The organism is Sporosarcina sp. NCCP-2716 (assembly GCF_023707985.1).
In the GTDB taxonomy this organism is placed as follows: Bacteria; Bacillota; Bacilli; order Bacillales_A; family Planococcaceae; genus Sporosarcina.
Genome location: NZ_BRCF01000006.1, coordinates 67,886 through 83,926, shown reverse-complemented (window position 1 = coordinate 83,926; position 16,041 = coordinate 67,886). Strand labels below are relative to the sequence as shown.

Genomic DNA, 16,041 nt, shown 5'->3' with positions numbered 1-16,041 from the left:
GAACGTCCGCTTTCGTCAACAATTTGCTTGAAGGATGTGATTGGATGACCGAAGCGGATGAAATCGCCCTCTCTTTCTATGTTCCCCTGCTGCTGATACTGGCTGTGGTCGACATGACCGTCAGCGCCTACCGATCCGCCGACGGGAAACACCCGGGAGTATACGCCATCTTCAATCTGCTGCTGAACATGAGCTGGACATGCGCGCTGTTCCCCCTCCTCCTCGATCTGGATCTTCTGTCACGCAGTATGGAAGCGATCTACGAAGGGTCGCGACGCGAGGTCCATCCATTCAGTGAACGGGGACTGTTCTGGTTTTCCGCCCTGCTCATCACCTTGTTCACGATTGTGACTACGGTCGATGTCCACCAGGGATTCGACTCCGCAAAACATGCGGACCCTTCCGACTAAGCCCGATCCGCCCCTGCCGGACGCCTGCTCCGGCTGAAGGCGGAAGTTCCGGAGGTGATGAGGCTTATCGTTCCGCCTACACAGAGGACGGTTGCCGCGGACAGCAGCAGGGAAATACCGGGGATCAGTAAGCTTCCCATACTAACAATGATCAGGTCAAAAATCAAAATGACGAGGCCTGCGTTCACGTTCAGCTGCTTTGCGAGCAGCTGGGCCAGCAGATCTGTTCCGCCTATACTGATGCCCGACCGGAGCAGGACCCCCGTTCCGATACCGATGAGAATGCCGCCGCACAATGCAGCTGAAAGAGGGTCTGCCGGAAAGGCACCTGCCGTTTTCTGCAGAGGGGCAAGGAGATCGATGATGAGGGCGGAGGCAAGCATGCCGTGGATGCCGTTGTAGAAAAACGGCCGATGCCACAGCCAGGCCATCAGGAAGATCGGCAGGCTGATCGTCAGAAACGTCAGCCCGACTTTGAAGCCTGATGTATAGTGGACGATCAGGCTGATGCCGAGCGCTCCGCCTTCCATCAGTCCGGCCGGGACGAGAAATCCATTGAGTCCGCAGGCGATCAGGAAACTTCCGGCTGAGAGTACTGTCAAACGCCGTACCGATTGAATAGTGTCACCGCCTCTAGTTTAGTAATACAGCCAGTATATGGTTCAGGACGGCCGGACTTGCCCGAATGCGCCAAAGAAAACAGACGCCCCTTCCCTTTTCCAGGGAGGGGGCGTCTGTTCCGTATTACTGTACAGCTTCTGCCTGCGTGCCGGTCTCCCGTTCGGAGCCTGCCACGATCACTGCGGCGGACGCATCCCCGACGATGTTGACGGACGTCCTCATCATATCGAGCACCCGGTCGATCCCGGCGATCAGGGCGATCCCTTCAAGCGGCATATTGACGGAATTCAGCACCATCGCAAGCATGATCATCCCCGCCCCCGGTACACCGGCCGTGCCGATCGAAGCGAGCACCGTTGTCAGCACAACTGTCAGCAGCTGCAGGAATGTGAGTTCCAGATTGAAGAACTGTGCGATGAACACGACGGCCACTCCCTGGTAGATCGCGGTGCCGTCCATGTTGATCGTCGCACCGAGCGGCAGCACGAAGCTCGCAATCCGTTTCGGAACACCTAGATTTTCCGTCGTGTTCTTCATCGTCACCGGCAGTGTTCCTGCGCTGCTCGCCGTACTGTACGCAACGAGCGCCGCCGGGAAGATCCCTTTGAAGAACGTCACCGGACTCATTTTGCCCATCGTTTTCACAGCCAGCGAATAGACGACGAGCGCATGGACGACACAGGCGATGTAGACAGCAGCAATCACTTTCAGCAGCGGCAGCAGCACCGACAGGCCATATTGCCCGACGACAGGAGCCATGAGTCCGAGAATACCGATCGGCGCCACGCGCATGATGATGCCGGTGATTTTGTACATGATTTCAGCGAACCCTTCAAAAAACCGCAGGACGGGCGTCGCCTTCTCTCCGATCATCGTGATTGCAATCCCGAGGAACAGCGCAAAGAAGATGATCTGCAGAATGTTGCCGGTCGCCAGCGCTTCGAACGGATTCACCGGGACGATATTCAGCAGTGTGTCAACTGCGCTCTGCGGTTCGGCTGCGGCGGCTTCAGGCACTGCGGCATTCTCTGCCGGCAGGTCGACCCCTTTCCCCGGATTCAGCAGGAACGCAACTCCGAGCCCGATGATGATGGCGACAGCGGTGGTCGCCAAGTAGTAGACGATCGTCTTCACCCCGATGCGGCCGAGCTGTTTCGGGTCGGACATGCTGGCGACCCCGACGACCAGTGTCGACAGGATCAGCGGAGCGATGACGAACTTGATGAGCCGCAGAAACAAGTCCCCAAGCGGCTGGAGAAAGTCGATCTTACTGCCGAAAATACTTCCAAGAATAACGGCCAGAACAAATGCAGTAAAAATCTGTGTCACTAAGTTAAACCGGATCTTCAACCCATTCCCTCCCTTTCTCTCGTTCCTTCACCCTATTCTTCAGCATCCGCAGTCATGCGAGCGCTTTCAAACACTCTATCAAAAAACCTTCCAAGTCACAAATAGTGGCCGAGGAAGGTTTTGTACAGCCATGGATTCCGTCAGAACCAGCGTCCGACAATCGGATAATTGTACGGCTCGTCGTTGATCGCCTTGACGATCGCAATAATCGGTATGATCACCGTCATCAGGCCGAACCCGATGAGGAACGGGATGCCGATCAGGAGAAACGACATAATGATCGAAATCGTGATCAGGACACCCATGACAAGCTGGAACAGCAGCGCCTGTACGGACATCCGCTTCACCTGTAGATCGGACGATACGAGATAGACGACGAACGGCACGAGAAACGGTGCGAAGAACGCACTGGCATGTACGAGTATTTTCAATCCTTTGGCTTCCATAAGGTTCATCCTCTCTATAAGTCTTGCTGTCTGTAATACGGATGACCTGCCGGAAAAGTTTCAGCTTATTTTGCGCCGAACGAAGCGGGCATGACGACAGCAACCACTTCACCGGTTGCAACCGGCTCATCGCCTGCAAACACTTCCGTACTCACCTTGAACTTTTTCGGATGGATCTCTTCGACCTTGCCGACCGCTTTCAGGACAGTCCCCTGAGGCGTCGGTTTGACGAAGTTGACAGCGAGCGAAGCCGTCACGAACCGCGGCGGTACCTCTTCACTATCAGGTTCAAAACCGTTTTTCCGATGGAGTGCAAGCGAAGCGGACCCTGTCCCGTGACAGTCGATGAGCGAGGCGATCAACCCGCCGTAGACGAACCCGGGGATCGCCGTATGATCCGCTTCCGGCTCATAATACGTCACCGTGCTGTCCCCGTCCCATCCGGTCCTGAACTTATGACCCTGTTCGTTCAGCCGGCCGCAGCCGAAGCACCACGAAAAGTCATCCGGATACCGGTCCTGTATGGCGTTTTCTACGTATCGTTTCATGTGAATCCCCCTTTTGTCTGAGTTGTCTAATACTATACCATAGTTTCCCCTCTACTTTTCAGGCCGCCTGCTGCATAGGATAGGGAAAGGCGACACGGTCGTGTCACCTGTTCGGTGCGTATACTGCAAGTACCAACGCAACAAGGGGGAATTAATATGAAACTGCGGGCCCTGCTCCTGACCTGCCTGCTCATCGGCGGCGTGTATGCAATGATCCAGTCGATAGAGGAATTCCAAGTGAAAGGGTTCCATGAGATCCTGCCGGGTTCTGCGGCATCCGTGGACCAGCTCGTCTTCACAAGTCCAGCATCCGTCAGCTCCGCCCCTCCTGCATGGACGGTGACGGACAAGGAGGAGATCGGCCGTCTGATGACCTTCCTGCAAACAGTTGAAGTGAGGAAAGTCGATACCCAGCAGGCGCTGCATGATCTCGACTTCAACCAGTTCACCATTACTCTCGAGGACAGCGGGCGGAGCCGGATCACCATCCTCGCTGATGATCATCTGATCGTCACGGAGGAAGGCGAACAGTTCACCGTTGTGGACGAAACACTCGATGTCAACTGGCTCCTCCGCTTCATGATTTCGAATCAGCTCCCCCGGTAGCGGGCGGAGTCTCGAAATCTTTTTACATTTCAATCATCTTGATTTATACTACTAATTAGTTCAGATTTCGAAATAAAGGAGAGAGTCCAATTGGTGAAACAACTGCCCCCGCGCTCGGAAGTACCCGTCCAGGAAACATGGAACTTGAAAGATCTGTTCGAAACGGAACAGAAGTATGAGGAAGCTCTGAAGAAATTCCAGAGTGATGTCACCGCTTTCGAAGAGAAATTCGAAGGCCGGATCCAGACTTCCGAAGATGTCATCGATGTCTTGAAAGGATACGAAGGGATCTACCTTCAGCTCATCCCGATCGGCACGTACTCGAATTTGGCGGTCAGCGTCGACCAGACCGACGATGACACCCAGCTCCGCGACAGCCGCTTCGGCGCCGCTGCCGCAAAAGCAGGCAGTCAGCTGTCATTCGTGACGAGTGAACTGCTCGCTCTTCCGGAGGACGTCCTGCAGTCCGCAATGGAACAGTCCGATGAATACCGTCATTATTTGAAAGAGCTGCTGCGCGAGAAAGAGTACCGTCTCCACCCGGAAGCGGAGAAAGTGCTCGCTGCCTACTCCGCGGCGTTCGACGCGCCGTATGGACTGTACAATACGACGAAGATGGTCGATATGCAGTTCGAGGACTTCACCGTCGACGGCGAAGTGTATCCTCTCAGCTATGTCACGTTCGAGGGCGGCTGGGAATCGGAGCCAGATACCCGCAAACGCCGGGCTGCATTCGAGGCGTTCTCGAAGAAGCTGCGCGACTATCAGCACACCACAGCGAAAACGTACGACGCCCATCTGCAGATCGAAAAGATCACATCCGATTTGCGCGGCTACGAAAGCATCACGGATTACCTGCTGTTCAACCAGGAAGTCGACCGTTCGATGTACAACCGGCAGATCGACCTCATCATGGAAGAACTCGCGCCGCACATGCGCAAGTACGCCAAACTGCTGCAGAAAGAGTACGGCCTCGACAAGATGACGTTCGCCGACTTGAAGATTCCGCTCGACCCGACATACGAGCCGACGATCACTGTGGAAGAGTCGAAGAAATACATCCATGACTCCCTTGCCATCATGGGAGAAGACTATCTGGACATGGTGGAACGTTCGTACGATGAGCGCTGGACGGACTTCGCCCAGAACAAAGGGAAATCGACAGGCGCGTTCTGTTCGAGCCCTTACGGCACCCACCCGTACATCCTCATCTCCTGGACAGGCAGCATGGAAGACGTCTTCGTGCTTGCCCACGAACTCGGACATGCGGGGCACTTCTACAATGCCCATAAGCATCAGAACGTCTTCAATTCCCGCCCGTCGACGTACTTCATCGAAGCACCGTCTACGATGAATGAAATGCTCATGGCGAACCACCTGCTGTCGAACTCGGAAGACTTGAAATTCAAGCGCTGGGTTATCGCGTCCATCATTTCACGGACGTATTACCATAACTTCGTGACACACTTGCTCGAAGCGGCCTACCAGCGCAAAGTGTACGAAATCATCGATGAAGGCGGCAGTGTGAATGCCTCGACGCTGAACAAGCTGAAACGCAGTGTGCTGGAAGAGTTCTGGGGAGACACGGTGGACATCAGCGAAGGGGCGGAGTTGACGTGGATGCGCCAGCCGCACTATTATATGGGCCTCTATCCGTACACGTACAGCGCCGGGCTGACGATTTCCACTGAAATGGCGAAGCGTGTACTGGACGAAGGACAGCCGGCGGTCGATGACTGGCTGAAAGTGCTCCAGGCAGGCGGAACGAAAACTCCGGCGGAACTTTCAAAAATGGCCGGTGTCGACATTACGACCGAACAGCCGCTGAAAAACACGATCGCCTATATCGGCAGCCTGATCGATCAGCTTGTCGAACTGACAGAAGAGATCAACGCAGAGACCGCGAAATCATAAAAAAACAGTGCCCGTCCTCCATTTGAGAGGACGGGCACTCAGAGTGTAGACAAAAGGGTTGGACTTCGTGATGATTTCCAACCCCTTTTGTGTTTTCAGCTTATAAATCAGCAAGGGAGAAACCGGCCGTTGATCTCCGTTCCGGGCGGACGCTTTCCGGGGGGCTTGCCCTCAGCCTCCTCGTCGCTTTGCTTCTGCGGGGTCTTCGCGCTGCGCTGATCCCCCAGGAGTCGCCGCCCTGAACTCCAATCAACTAGGTGTCCCCCAGGACTCTTTGTTCGTATACGCGCTATCTTGGACAGGTAGACTTCATATCCAGATGGAAAATTTATTAAGACCCCTCAGGACGTCCGTCGCATTCCATGCTTCTCTGTCGCATCGACAAAGATACATTCAACCGTCTCTTTTCGTTTTAATAGATTTAATTGATCTCATAGTGGTGTCTCAAGTCTTCTGGAATGACCAGTTAATCCTGCCAAAATGCTGCTGGATTATCATATACTTGTTTTCACTTTACATACTTTGATCATTTATCGGGCACACGACACAGATAGATGGAGAAGAAGCATATTGACGATACTATTCCTTCGTTGTCGTACGATAGGTAAGGACGTGCAGTACCTATTACTGAATCGTCAAGATCTCTAGCTGTTCCAGTTTATTGACTTGGTTTTCACCATTATACTTATCACCTCATTGAATAGTAAGAGACACCAGTTGATTGGAGCGGAGAGCGGCGACTCCTGGGGGATCAGCACGAGCTGAAGACCCTGGACGGAGCGGGAGCCGTTACGAAGAACGGCTTCTGCGAGCAAAAGCGAAGCGTTGTGAGCAAAGGGCTGCCTAAATTTCTGCCCAGTTCACAGAAATACGGCAAAGCGAACGAAAGAATGTTCGCTTGGCTGAAGCCGTGCCCCCCGGAAAGCTTCCGCTCGCAGCGGAAGTCAACAGTTTCAACGTTAATTCCCTTGTAAAAGAAAAAAACTGTAGACAAACTCCACTTCTTTGGAGTTTGTCTACAGTCTGAAACAGTGCCCGTCCTCCATTAAAAGGGACGGGCACTGTTTTTTTCCGGCTCACCAGAATGCCGGTTTTGCCACCATCAGGTACAGCATGACCAAGAGCAGCAGTATGTAGCGCCATGAAGTTTTCGAGAGAGTCGCAATCAGAGCTTCCCGGTTTTCAGGTTCATCCGGGAACCGCTTGAGCACTTTCGAGAAACCGCTCGCCAAAAAGACGATCGACAGCATCATGACACCGACGGTCACGATCACCCAGGACGTATACCATGGCCACGGCCCGATGAGCAGCAGCAGGATGCCTGTGACGACCAGCACATGACCGGAGTGCATGACGAACCGGATTGTCCATTTGAACAGCGAAATCAGCAGGGCATCTTCCGTCCCCGCCGCCGACCTCATCCGTCTGATGATCGGAAAGAGGACGAAGAGCGGACCTACAGAAACGACTGCCGACAGGACATGAAGGTAGACGATGACCGCATAGAAGACACCCATGACGGGGCCGTCAATTCTTTACGGGACTGAATTCGTGCACCCATACTTGCATCTTCGGCATCCATTTCATGCCTTCGTGCATGGAGAGGATGGAGTCTTTGTACGCATCCAGGTTTTCAAAACCTTCCTGGCGTGCATGCTCTTCCGTCACTTCACCAAGCGTCTGCTGGTACAGGTTCTTCACTTCGAAGTCCTGACCATCGAGCGTCATGATCTCACCCGGATACGCATAGACGCCATTCCGGCGGGTTGCTGTCTTCTTGCCTTCCAGCACTTTCTGAACATCTTCCGGTACGGTTACGAGGCGTTCGACTGAACATGTTTTTTCAGGATAATCCATAAGTCATTCCTCCATTTCAAGTACTATTCCTATTATATCGGGTTTCCTTGGAAATTTCGAATGACCCGCCTTATTTTTCAGCGATGGTCACTTTATGCGTTTCGTGTTCGTGCAGCCCTTCATCGTTCTCTACGTGGACCGTGACGCTCGCGGTGCCGGCATCTCCGAATGTCGCATCCCCAACATATTCACCCGCATTATCCTCTTCCAGCTTCACCCATTGGGCTTCGTCTTTCTTGTCATTCAAGACGATCTCCAGCCGAACACGGGCATGCTCGAGCGGCTTGTTGTCCTGCTGCAGATGGATCATCATTTCAGCAGGCTCCCCTGCTTTCACGTTTTCCGGCTCCATGAAATGCATCACGAACCCTTCGGCTGCATGCTCGTCATGACCGCCGTGATGGCCTTCTTCCGCCTGTTCCCCGACAGCGCCCTCACCGATCATGATCTCTTTCATCGGCATCGTGTGCATATCGCGCGCAGTCACGTGGACCTGGACATGGTACTGTCCGTCATGATCGAATTTCGTTTCGGCTTCGTAGATCCCTTTTTGCGTCATTTCGGATTCCACTTTCCAGCTGTCTTCCTTTTTACCGTCTTCCCAGATTTCATATACCACTTCGTTCGCGTCATCGACTTTCTCTTCCCCCTGTGTCACGACCGCTTTCAACGGGATGTTTTCATCTGCCGCCCCAGTTTCGGGCACACTCAAGTCGACACTGATCGGAATGACAGCTGTCTCTTCCGTGGAAGCACCCTTGCTGGCGTCCTCATCATTCTGTCCGCATCCTGTCATCAGCAGAGCGATGAGTACCGTGCCTGCCGCCAAATTCCTCTTTTTCATTGTTCTGTCTCCCCTTTTCGCTTAACGGGCTGTCCGCTTTGACGTATGATACTTCTATGGGTGTCATTGTACTAATCATTTTCGAAGTATGTATGAAGTCTGGAAACTTCATGCAATGTTCACGATTGCCTGAGAAAATAATCCTACAACGAACGAAGAAATGAGGAACCTCTTATGAACACATACACAATCATGGTGATCGATGACGAAGCCGAAATGAGGAAGATGATCCGGGCGTTCCTCGAGCAGGACGGCTACCAGGTGATCGAGGCGACAGATGGCGTGCATGCCCTGTCACTGCTTCATGAAGTGAAGGTCGATCTGTGCCTCGCTGACGTCATGATGCCGTACATGGACGGATTCCTTTTCGCACAGGAAGTGAAACGCACGATCGACCTGCCGATCATCTTCCTGTCCGCGAAGGGCGAGGAATGGGACAAGATACGTGGTCTGAAACACGGCGATGACTATATCGTCAAACCGTTCCTGCCCGGCGAACTGCTGGCACGGGTAGCATCTGTACTCCGGAGATCGTACCACCGGAAAGACCTGCACAGCGCGCTCTCGTTCGGACCGCTTGAGATCGACAAGGAAGCGCACCGGGCAGCGCTGAACGGCAAGCCGCTGTCACTTACGCTGAAGGAGTTCGGCATCCTGTACGTCCTTGCCAAACATTCGGGACGTGTCTATTCACGGGACGAACTGCTGCAGATCGTCTGGGGTGACGAGCACGAAAGCAGCGTGCGGACAGTCGACACACATATCAAGACGCTGCGGCTGAAGCTCGGCGAAGAAGGGAAACGGATCGAGACGGTGTGGGGAATCGGTTACAAGTTCGAGGTATGAGCGGGTGAAGATGACACTGAGCAAAAAAGTCCTCTCCCTGTTCTTTCTCAGCCTGTCCTTCACCATCCTGTTTTCGTTTTTCTTCATCCATTTCCTCTACTCGAAGCTGTACTTGGAAAGTATCGAGGAATCGATCATCTATCAGGGTAAACGGACGGCAGCGCATTATCATTACGGGGAACTGAGCAACGACATCATCGAGAAGATCCAATGGTACAATGTTGTCTCGGAATACGAAATTGTCGTCGTCGATCAGCTCGATGATCTTCCCTCCTACTTCCCGTACCAGGTGAATTATGAGAACCTCGTCGATGCAGAGGACCGCAAGCTGCTGGACAAAGGCTCGTATGTCGTGAAAAAGGGGTACGTCAAAGAATTCCACCGCGAAATCGTCGGCGCCATCTTCCCGATCCGCGGCAAGGATTCACTGATCGGGTTCATCTACATCTATGTCCCGCTTGCAGCGATCCAGGACGTCTTCCGGGAGAGCATCCCCCTGCTCGCTGCGGCGGGCACCGGGTTTTTCCTCATCCTCTTCCTGCTGATCAACCGTATCTGGAATTCGCTGTTCAGCCCGCTCCGCAAGCTGGAACGGCTTGCTGCGAACGTCTCGCACGGTGATTATTCGGGCCGCATCGAGACGGAACGGAACGACGAGATCGGCCAGCTTGCAGACGCGTTCAACGTAATGAGCTCGTCGCTCGAAGCACAGGAAGAACGGAAGCGCGAATTCACGAGTAATCTGGCACATGAGATGCGGACACCGCTGACGTATATAAGCGGCTACACGCACGCCTTGAAGCAGAAAGCGGACAGCGGCACGGAAACGGCGAGCTACTTGGATACGATCGAGAAAGAGGCTGCCCGTCTCAGCAAGCTGATCAGTGACCTCACCGAACTGAACCATCTGCAGGAAGGGTTGTTCACAATCGATGAACAGCCGATTGCTGTCGCCCAGCTGCTGGTCGATACGGTCGATCTGTTCCGCATCCGTCTAGCGGATCGGTCCCTCCGGCTGACGCTGGACAGCGAGGAGGACATCATCATCTCAGGCGACCCCGACCGGATCCAGCAAGTGTTCTACAATACGATCGACAACGCCGTGAAGTATGCGGCAACTGGCGGCAGTATCCTGATTTCCTTGTCGGAACGCGGGAAATACGTGCGCTATGTCATCCGTAATGAGGGTCTGACGATTTCAAGAGACGATCTTCCGCGTGTCGGGGAACGGTTCTTCCGGACGGACAAAGCGAGGACACGGACGACGGGCGGAACGGGGCTCGGCCTGTCCATCGTCAAAGAGATCGTGCGGCTGCACGACGGCGTGTTTTCGATGGACAGCGACCCGGAGACCGGTACGTCGGTCACGATCGATATCCCTTTGCTGAATGAGGAGGCAGGATCATGAAAGCATTGAAACGGATTGCGGGATTCGTGCTCGTACTGCTGCTGACCGCCGCTTGCTCCGCACCGCCGGGAATCGACCGGCCGCTGTCCTCGTTCACATTCCTGGACCAGCACGGCGAAGCGTTCGGGACAAGCCAGCTGGACAACACCGTCTGGATTGCGGATTTCATCTTCACGGAATGTGAATCCGTCTGTCCGCCGATGACGTCCGAGATGGCCGCTCTCCAGACGGAATTCAAGGAGCACGGGCTCGACGTCCAATTCGTGTCGTTCACGGTCGATCCGGAAGTCGATTCGCCGGCTAAGCTTGCCGACTATGCCCGGAGCTACACCGATGATCAGTCCAATTGGCACTTTCTGACAGGTTACGCCCCACAGGAAATATCGGAATTCGCACTCGAGAACTTCCAGACGATCATCCAAAAGCCGGAAACTTCCGACCAAGTGATCCACGGCACCAATTTCTACCTCATCGCCCCGGGCAGCCGCCTGGTGAGTGAGTTCAATTATGTGGATGAAGACTACGTCCATGATCTGCTGAAAACGGTCAAACAGTACGCCCGTTGACTGGACAGTACAGGAAAGGAGGGATTGTTTGGCTGCTAAACCGCTTGCGGCGATGACATACACGCTGCCTGAAAAGAAAGTCGGCTGGATCGAACAGACAATAACCGTCACCATCGGCACACTGGCATTGTTCGAACACGAAATCGTGAGCCTTCATCATGCCTTCCCGATCGGCACCGTGTTCGATTGCTCCTACAAACCGTTCTCCGACGGATCATGCCTGTTTTATCTCCATACGGATCAGGGAGTCAGGACTTATCATGTCAATTGCGACCCGGCCGCTTTCCTCACCGCCTACCGCACGCTGCGCGGTGACGTCCTGTAAGGTATGATGAAAACACCGTTCCTCCCGTCTTTTGATGAAAAATTGTTTAAGTTGTCCTGCCGGCAGGTATATATGCAGTAGAACAGAGATGACTTACAAAAATCACTTGGAGGGATTTACAATGGTTGAAAAATTTTTCGTTGAAAACGCAGTACAGGCAAAGGAAAAAGTGGACGAACTGACGGCGAAAGGATATTCTACAGACGATATCTATATCTTCGCGCATGATAAACGCCGTGGCGAAAACATAAACGACGCACTGGATACGGAAGAAGCCGGCATGAAGGAACAGGGCTTCCTCAATTCCATGAAGAACATGTTCAGCTCACGCGGAGATGAACTGCGCAGCAAAATGCACGGCGCTGGTCTTTCCGAGGAGGACGCTGCCACTGCAGAGAGCGAACTCGATAAAGGCAAGCTCGTCGTCATCGCCAACAAGAAATAAGGAAACAGCCAAGCACAGCCCGTTATACTGGGGGCTGTGCTTTTTTTGTGATGCACCTTTCCCGCTTTTTCGGTATGATGGTGAATGGAAAGCAGGTGCATCAGTTGAATGCTCACATACGTAAAGTCGGATTATTCACCGGGCTGACGACCCTCGTCCTCTTCATCGTCGGGGTCCGGACGATCAGCGGGCATGAGTTGGATTGGAAGAATTACTTGGCCTTCTCCGTCTTCAGCCTGACGGTCGGCCTCATTGCCGTGCTGCTGCTGTTCTACAAGCTGAAGATCGCATTCTGGTTCTTCATGGCCGGCATGGTGATCGGCTTCGAAGAGTTTTTCCGCAGTATCTTCATGTATGAAGGTGAACTCGGCCAGTCCCTCGCCGTCCTGTCGCTGTACATCATTTCGTCCTTCAGTCTCGGCATCGGGCTGATCATCCAATTCATCGTCATCCTGGCGAAAAAAAAATAAAAGCAGGCGGGAACTTCCCCGCCTGCTTTTTGTATATGGATTAAACTGCTTTTTCTTTTTTGATCTGCTTACTCCGCAGCTGGCCGCATGCCGCGTCGATGTCGGTCCCCTGTTCGAGACGGACGCCGCAGTTGATGCCCCGTTTTTTCAGCGTTTCGTAAAACTTCTTGATGTTTTCCGGCTCACTCCGCGTATATTGGTCATGCTCATCGACCGGATTGTACGGGATAAGATTGACGTACGACAAGTGGCGTTTGTTGTGCAGCAGTTTCGCCAGCTGCTCGGCTTCCGCGACATGGTCGTTGACGTCGTTCAGCAGGATGTATTCGAATGTGATCCGGCGGTTCGTCGTTTCCAAGTAGTAATCGATCGCATCCATCAGTTTTTCGATCGGGTACGCCCGGTTGATCTTCATGATGCGTGTGCGGAGCTCGTTATTCGGCGCGTGCAGGGAGACCGCCAGATTGATCTGGATATTCTCTTCTGCGAATTCACGGATTTTCGGCGTCAGGCCGCTCGTCGATACAGTAATGTGGCGCGCACCGATCATGAGACCCTTCTGATCGTTGACGACACGGAGGAAGTTCATCAGGTTGCTGTAGTTATCGAACGGTTCGCCGATGCCCATGACGACAATGTGGCTGACCCGTTCATCGGTGCCTTTCGCGTCCAGGTGATGCTGGACATTCATGATCTGCTCGACGATTTCGCCGGCATCCAGGTCCCGGTTCTTCTTCAGCAGCCCGCTCGCACAGAAACTGCAGCCGATGTTACAGCCGACCTGCGTTGTGACACAGACGGAGTGGCCGTACGGGAATGTCATAAGGACGGTTTCGATCAGGTTGCCGTCCTGCATCTTGAAGAGGAACTTGATGGTCCCGTCCGCTGATTCCTGTTTGACCGCCTGTTCGAGCGTCTGGATAGCGAAATTCGATTCCAGCAGTTCGATGCATTCGCTGTTGACGTTTTTCATGTCCGCAAACTGCGTGACCCGTTTCTTATATAACCAGTCCCACACTTGTGCAGCGCGGAATTTCTTCTGGCCGTTTTCAATTAAAAAGGCTGACAGCTGTTCAAACGTCAGGCCATATATGGATTTTTTCATTACATATCCTCATTTCAAAAAATGATGTCATCCGTTTATTGTACAGGATAAGCGTGCGGGTTTCAACAGGAGCGCATGAAAAAAGGCGCTCTCCTGGGAGAGACGCCTGAGGGTTACGGTTTTTGCCGCGGTTCCGTATTTTTGTCGATGTTGAGTTTCATGACGAACGCCACGAGGTTCAGTGCCGCGATGACCGTCAGCAGAATCGCGATGCCGGTATGTCCGTCTGCATACCGGTTCCAGGCGAAGATGCCGAGCAGGACCGCGAAGAAGATATCCGCCGATTTCGAGTTGAACAGTTTCCCCATCGTCAGTTCTTCTTCACAAATTCGGATTTCAGCTGCATCGCTCCGAAGCCCGGTATTTTGCAGTCGATGTTATGGTCTCCGTCAACGAGCCGGATCCCTTTCACTTTCGTGCCGATCTTCAGCGGCATGGAGCTGCCCTTCACTTTCAGGTCTTTGACGATGGTGACGGTATCGCCATCCTGCAGCGGATTGCCGTTTGCATCCTTCACTTCGAGCGTCTCCTGCTCCGAAACTTCATCGGTCGCCGTCCACTCATACCCGCACTCCGGACATACGAGCTGCAGGCCGTCCTCATACGTATACGGCGAACTGCACTGCGGACAATTCGGTAATTCTGCCATCTGACTTCCCCCATTCTGTAGTTGTCTCTACTATACCAAACTTCGCGCGGAGGGGGAGCGGTGTTTTTTGCTGGTGATGAATTTGGCTGGGCTCGGCGGGGGTTGGTTATGAGCGCTTTGGGGAGTTTATGAGCGCTTTTTGATATTTATGAGCGTTTTCCTGAGTTTATGAGCGTTTCCTGAGTTTTATGAGCGTTTTCTGGAATTTATGAGCGTTTCCTGCGATTTATGAGCGCTTTCCTGAGTTTATGAGCGTTTCCCCAGTTTTATGAGCGTTCCACGCCATTTATCAGCGTACCCATCTCTTAACAAACAGCCAAAACAAAAGCCCGCCGGCGACCGGCGGGCTTCCGCATCATTTACTTGTAATAAGCTGCTTGTTCACGGCGGCGTGGACTTCGGTCGGCAGGCCCCACAGCTGGATGAATCCGACAGCGGCGGCCTGGTTAAATTCGTCGTCCTTCGTATACGTCGCGAGCTTTTCATCGTACAGGGAGTTCTCCGACTTGCGCCCTTCGATGATGGCGTGCCCTTTGAACAGTTTGACGCGCACTGTGCCGTTCACGACTTGCTGCGTCTCTTTCACGAAGGCTTCGAGCGCACTGCGGAGCGGGGAGAACCATAAGCCGTTATAGATCAGCTCGCTCAGTTTCTGCGAGACGAGCGGTTTGAAGTGGGCTGTTTCCTTGACGAGTGTGATGTCTTCCAGTTCCTTATGGGCTTGGATGAGTGTCATGGCGCCGGGGCATTCGTACACTTCGCGGGACTTGATGCCGACGAGGCGGTTTTCCACGTGGTCTATGCGGCCGACTCCGTGCTTGCCGGCGAGCGCGTTCAGTTTCAGGATCAGCTCATGCAGCGGATACAAGATGCCGTCGAGGCTGACCGGCACGCCTTTGGCGAATTCGATTTCAATAATATCCGCTTCATCGGGCGCATCCTCGAGCGAAGACGTAAGGCCGTATGCATCTTCCGGCGGGGCAGCCCACGGATCTTCCAGGATGCCGCATTCATTGCTGCGGCCCCACAAGTTCTGGTCGATGGAATACGGGCTGTCGAGGACGATCGGCACGGGGATGTTGTGCTTCTTTGCATAGTCGATCTCTTCTTCGCGTGACCAGCTCCACTCCCGGACCGGTGCGATCACCTCGAGCGTCGGGTCGAGTGCTTTGATGCCCACTTCGAAACGGACTTGGTCATTCCCTTTCCCGGTACAGCCGTGTGCGACTGCCACCGCCTGTTCCTTATGCGCCACTTCTACGAGTTTCTTCGCAATGAGCGGACGTGACAGGGCGGAGATGAGCGGGTATTTCTCTTCATACATCGTGCGTGCCTGCAGTGCGAGCAGGGCATATTCTTCCGCGAATTCCTGTTTGGCGTCGATGACATAGCTTTCGACCGCTCCCACTTGGAGTGCCTTCTGCTGGATGAACGCCAGATCCTTCCCTTCACCGACATCGAGACAGCATGCAACAACTGCATACCCCTGTTCTGTCAGCCACTGCACCGCAACCGACGTATCGAGCCCTCCTGAGTATGCCAATACGACTTTCTGTTTTGTCATGATCCTGTCCCCTTCCGGCTTTATGTATCTTTATACACACTAATGTATATTTATAATAACACGATTC

Annotated in this window: 20 protein-coding genes; 9 read left to right on the top strand and 11 right to left on the bottom strand. The window is 53.6% G+C overall.

Annotated features, from left to right (window positions below; translation table 11 throughout):
• Positions 1 to 44 precede the first annotated feature (44 nt).
• The gene (locus NFU03_RS10090) at positions 45 to 410 is read left to right on the top strand and encodes a hypothetical protein (RefSeq protein WP_251638364.1); all 366 of its coding nucleotides are present in this window, start codon (positions 45 to 47) and stop codon (positions 408 to 410) included.
• Here NFU03_RS10090 and NFU03_RS10085 read toward each other — a convergent pair.
• The 4 genes from NFU03_RS10085 to NFU03_RS10070 form a co-directional block, all read right to left on the bottom strand.
• Positions 407 to 1,012, bottom strand: coding sequence for a YitT family protein (locus tag NFU03_RS10085; protein WP_251638362.1), 606 nt, complete (start codon positions 1,010 to 1,012; stop codon positions 407 to 409). The two genes, NFU03_RS10090 and NFU03_RS10085, sit on opposite strands and share 4 nt — an antisense overlap.
• A 142-nt stretch (positions 1,013 to 1,154) precedes the next feature.
• A complete protein-coding gene (locus NFU03_RS10080; RefSeq protein ID WP_251638530.1) occupies positions 1,155 to 2,375 on the bottom strand; it encodes a dicarboxylate/amino acid:cation symporter in 1,221 nt (406 codons plus the stop codon).
• A gap of 146 nt (positions 2,376 to 2,521) precedes the next feature.
• Positions 2,522 to 2,827 carry a DUF4870 domain-containing protein gene (locus NFU03_RS10075; protein ID WP_251638359.1) on the bottom strand — a complete coding sequence of 102 codons (306 nt, stop codon included), beginning with the start codon at positions 2,825 to 2,827 and terminating at the stop codon, positions 2,522 to 2,524.
• A 65-nt stretch (positions 2,828 to 2,892) separates the two neighbouring features.
• Positions 2,893 to 3,375, bottom strand: a complete 483-nt coding sequence (locus NFU03_RS10070; protein WP_251638358.1) for a PaaI family thioesterase — start codon at positions 3,373 to 3,375, stop codon at positions 2,893 to 2,895.
• A 156-nt stretch (positions 3,376 to 3,531) separates the two neighbouring features.
• On the opposite strand from NFU03_RS10070, the gene NFU03_RS10065 reads away from it, so the two are divergent.
• Together NFU03_RS10065 and pepF are read left to right on the top strand one after the other, a co-directional pair.
• Positions 3,532 to 3,981, top strand: coding sequence for a hypothetical protein (locus NFU03_RS10065; RefSeq protein ID WP_251638356.1), 450 nt, complete (start codon positions 3,532 to 3,534; stop codon positions 3,979 to 3,981).
• 90 nt (positions 3,982 to 4,071) lie between these two features.
• On the top strand, positions 4,072 to 5,895 hold the full coding sequence (gene pepF / locus NFU03_RS10060; protein ID WP_251638354.1) for an oligoendopeptidase F: 1,824 nt from the start codon (positions 4,072 to 4,074) through the stop codon (positions 5,893 to 5,895).
• A gap of 1,076 nt (positions 5,896 to 6,971) precedes the next feature.
• On the opposite strand, the gene NFU03_RS10055 is transcribed toward pepF, so the two are convergent.
• The 3 genes from NFU03_RS10055 to NFU03_RS10045 form a co-directional block, all read right to left on the bottom strand.
• Positions 6,972 to 7,412, bottom strand: coding sequence for a DUF2269 family protein (locus tag NFU03_RS10055; RefSeq protein ID WP_251638353.1), 441 nt, complete (start codon positions 7,410 to 7,412; stop codon positions 6,972 to 6,974).
• 10 nt (positions 7,413 to 7,422) lie between these two features.
• Complete coding sequence (locus NFU03_RS10050) at positions 7,423 to 7,752, bottom strand: ASCH domain-containing protein (RefSeq protein WP_251638352.1); 330 nt, start codon at positions 7,750 to 7,752, stop codon at positions 7,423 to 7,425.
• Between the two features lie 70 nt (positions 7,753 to 7,822).
• Entirely contained in the window at positions 7,823 to 8,596 is a 774-nt protein-coding gene (locus NFU03_RS10045) for a FixH family protein (RefSeq protein WP_251638351.1), read from the bottom strand.
• A gap of 174 nt (positions 8,597 to 8,770) precedes the next feature.
• On the opposite strand from NFU03_RS10045, the gene NFU03_RS10040 reads away from it, so the two are divergent.
• The 6 genes from NFU03_RS10040 (at position 8,771) to NFU03_RS10015 (ending at position 12,656) form a co-directional block, all read left to right on the top strand.
• Positions 8,771 to 9,442, top strand: coding sequence for a response regulator transcription factor (locus NFU03_RS10040; RefSeq protein WP_251638350.1), 672 nt, complete (start codon positions 8,771 to 8,773; stop codon positions 9,440 to 9,442).
• A 10-nt stretch (positions 9,443 to 9,452) separates the two neighbouring features.
• Positions 9,453 to 10,850: a sensor histidine kinase gene (locus NFU03_RS10035; protein WP_251638349.1), complete on the top strand. Its 1,398-nt coding sequence runs from the start codon at positions 9,453 to 9,455 to the stop codon at positions 10,848 to 10,850.
• Positions 10,847 to 11,416, top strand: a complete 570-nt coding sequence (locus tag NFU03_RS10030; protein WP_251638348.1) for an SCO family protein — start codon at positions 10,847 to 10,849, stop codon at positions 11,414 to 11,416. The genes NFU03_RS10035 and NFU03_RS10030 overlap by 4 nt, the downstream gene beginning before the upstream one ends.
• A 28-nt stretch (positions 11,417 to 11,444) precedes the next feature.
• Positions 11,445 to 11,741, top strand: a complete 297-nt coding sequence (locus NFU03_RS10025) for a hypothetical protein (protein ID WP_251638347.1) — start codon at positions 11,445 to 11,447, stop codon at positions 11,739 to 11,741.
• Positions 11,742 to 11,862: 121 nt separating this feature from the next.
• Complete coding sequence (locus NFU03_RS10020) at positions 11,863 to 12,186, top strand: YflT domain-containing protein (RefSeq protein ID WP_251638345.1); 324 nt, start codon at positions 11,863 to 11,865, stop codon at positions 12,184 to 12,186.
• A 104-nt stretch (positions 12,187 to 12,290) separates the two neighbouring features.
• Positions 12,291 to 12,656 carry a hypothetical protein gene (locus tag NFU03_RS10015; protein ID WP_251638343.1) on the top strand — a complete coding sequence of 122 codons (366 nt, stop codon included), beginning with the start codon at positions 12,291 to 12,293 and terminating at the stop codon, positions 12,654 to 12,656.
• 40 nt (positions 12,657 to 12,696) lie between these two features.
• On the opposite strand, the gene rlmN is transcribed toward NFU03_RS10015, so the two are convergent.
• The 4 genes from rlmN to NFU03_RS09995 form a co-directional block, all read right to left on the bottom strand.
• On the bottom strand, positions 12,697 to 13,761 hold the full coding sequence (gene rlmN, locus NFU03_RS10010; RefSeq protein ID WP_251638341.1) for a dual-specificity RNA methyltransferase RlmN: 1,065 nt from the start codon (positions 13,759 to 13,761) through the stop codon (positions 12,697 to 12,699).
• 113 nt (positions 13,762 to 13,874) lie between these two features.
• Complete coding sequence (locus NFU03_RS10005) at positions 13,875 to 14,069, bottom strand: hypothetical protein (RefSeq protein WP_251638339.1); 195 nt, start codon at positions 14,067 to 14,069, stop codon at positions 13,875 to 13,877.
• A 2-nt stretch (positions 14,070 to 14,071) separates the two neighbouring features.
• The gene (locus tag NFU03_RS10000) at positions 14,072 to 14,410 is read right to left on the bottom strand and encodes a zinc ribbon domain-containing protein YjdM (RefSeq protein ID WP_251638338.1); all 339 of its coding nucleotides are present in this window, start codon (positions 14,408 to 14,410) and stop codon (positions 14,072 to 14,074) included.
• Between the two features lie 355 nt (positions 14,411 to 14,765).
• Positions 14,766 to 15,974: an argininosuccinate synthase gene (locus tag NFU03_RS09995; RefSeq protein WP_251638337.1), complete on the bottom strand. Its 1,209-nt coding sequence runs from the start codon at positions 15,972 to 15,974 to the stop codon at positions 14,766 to 14,768.
• Positions 15,975 to 16,041: the final 67 nt, after the last annotated feature.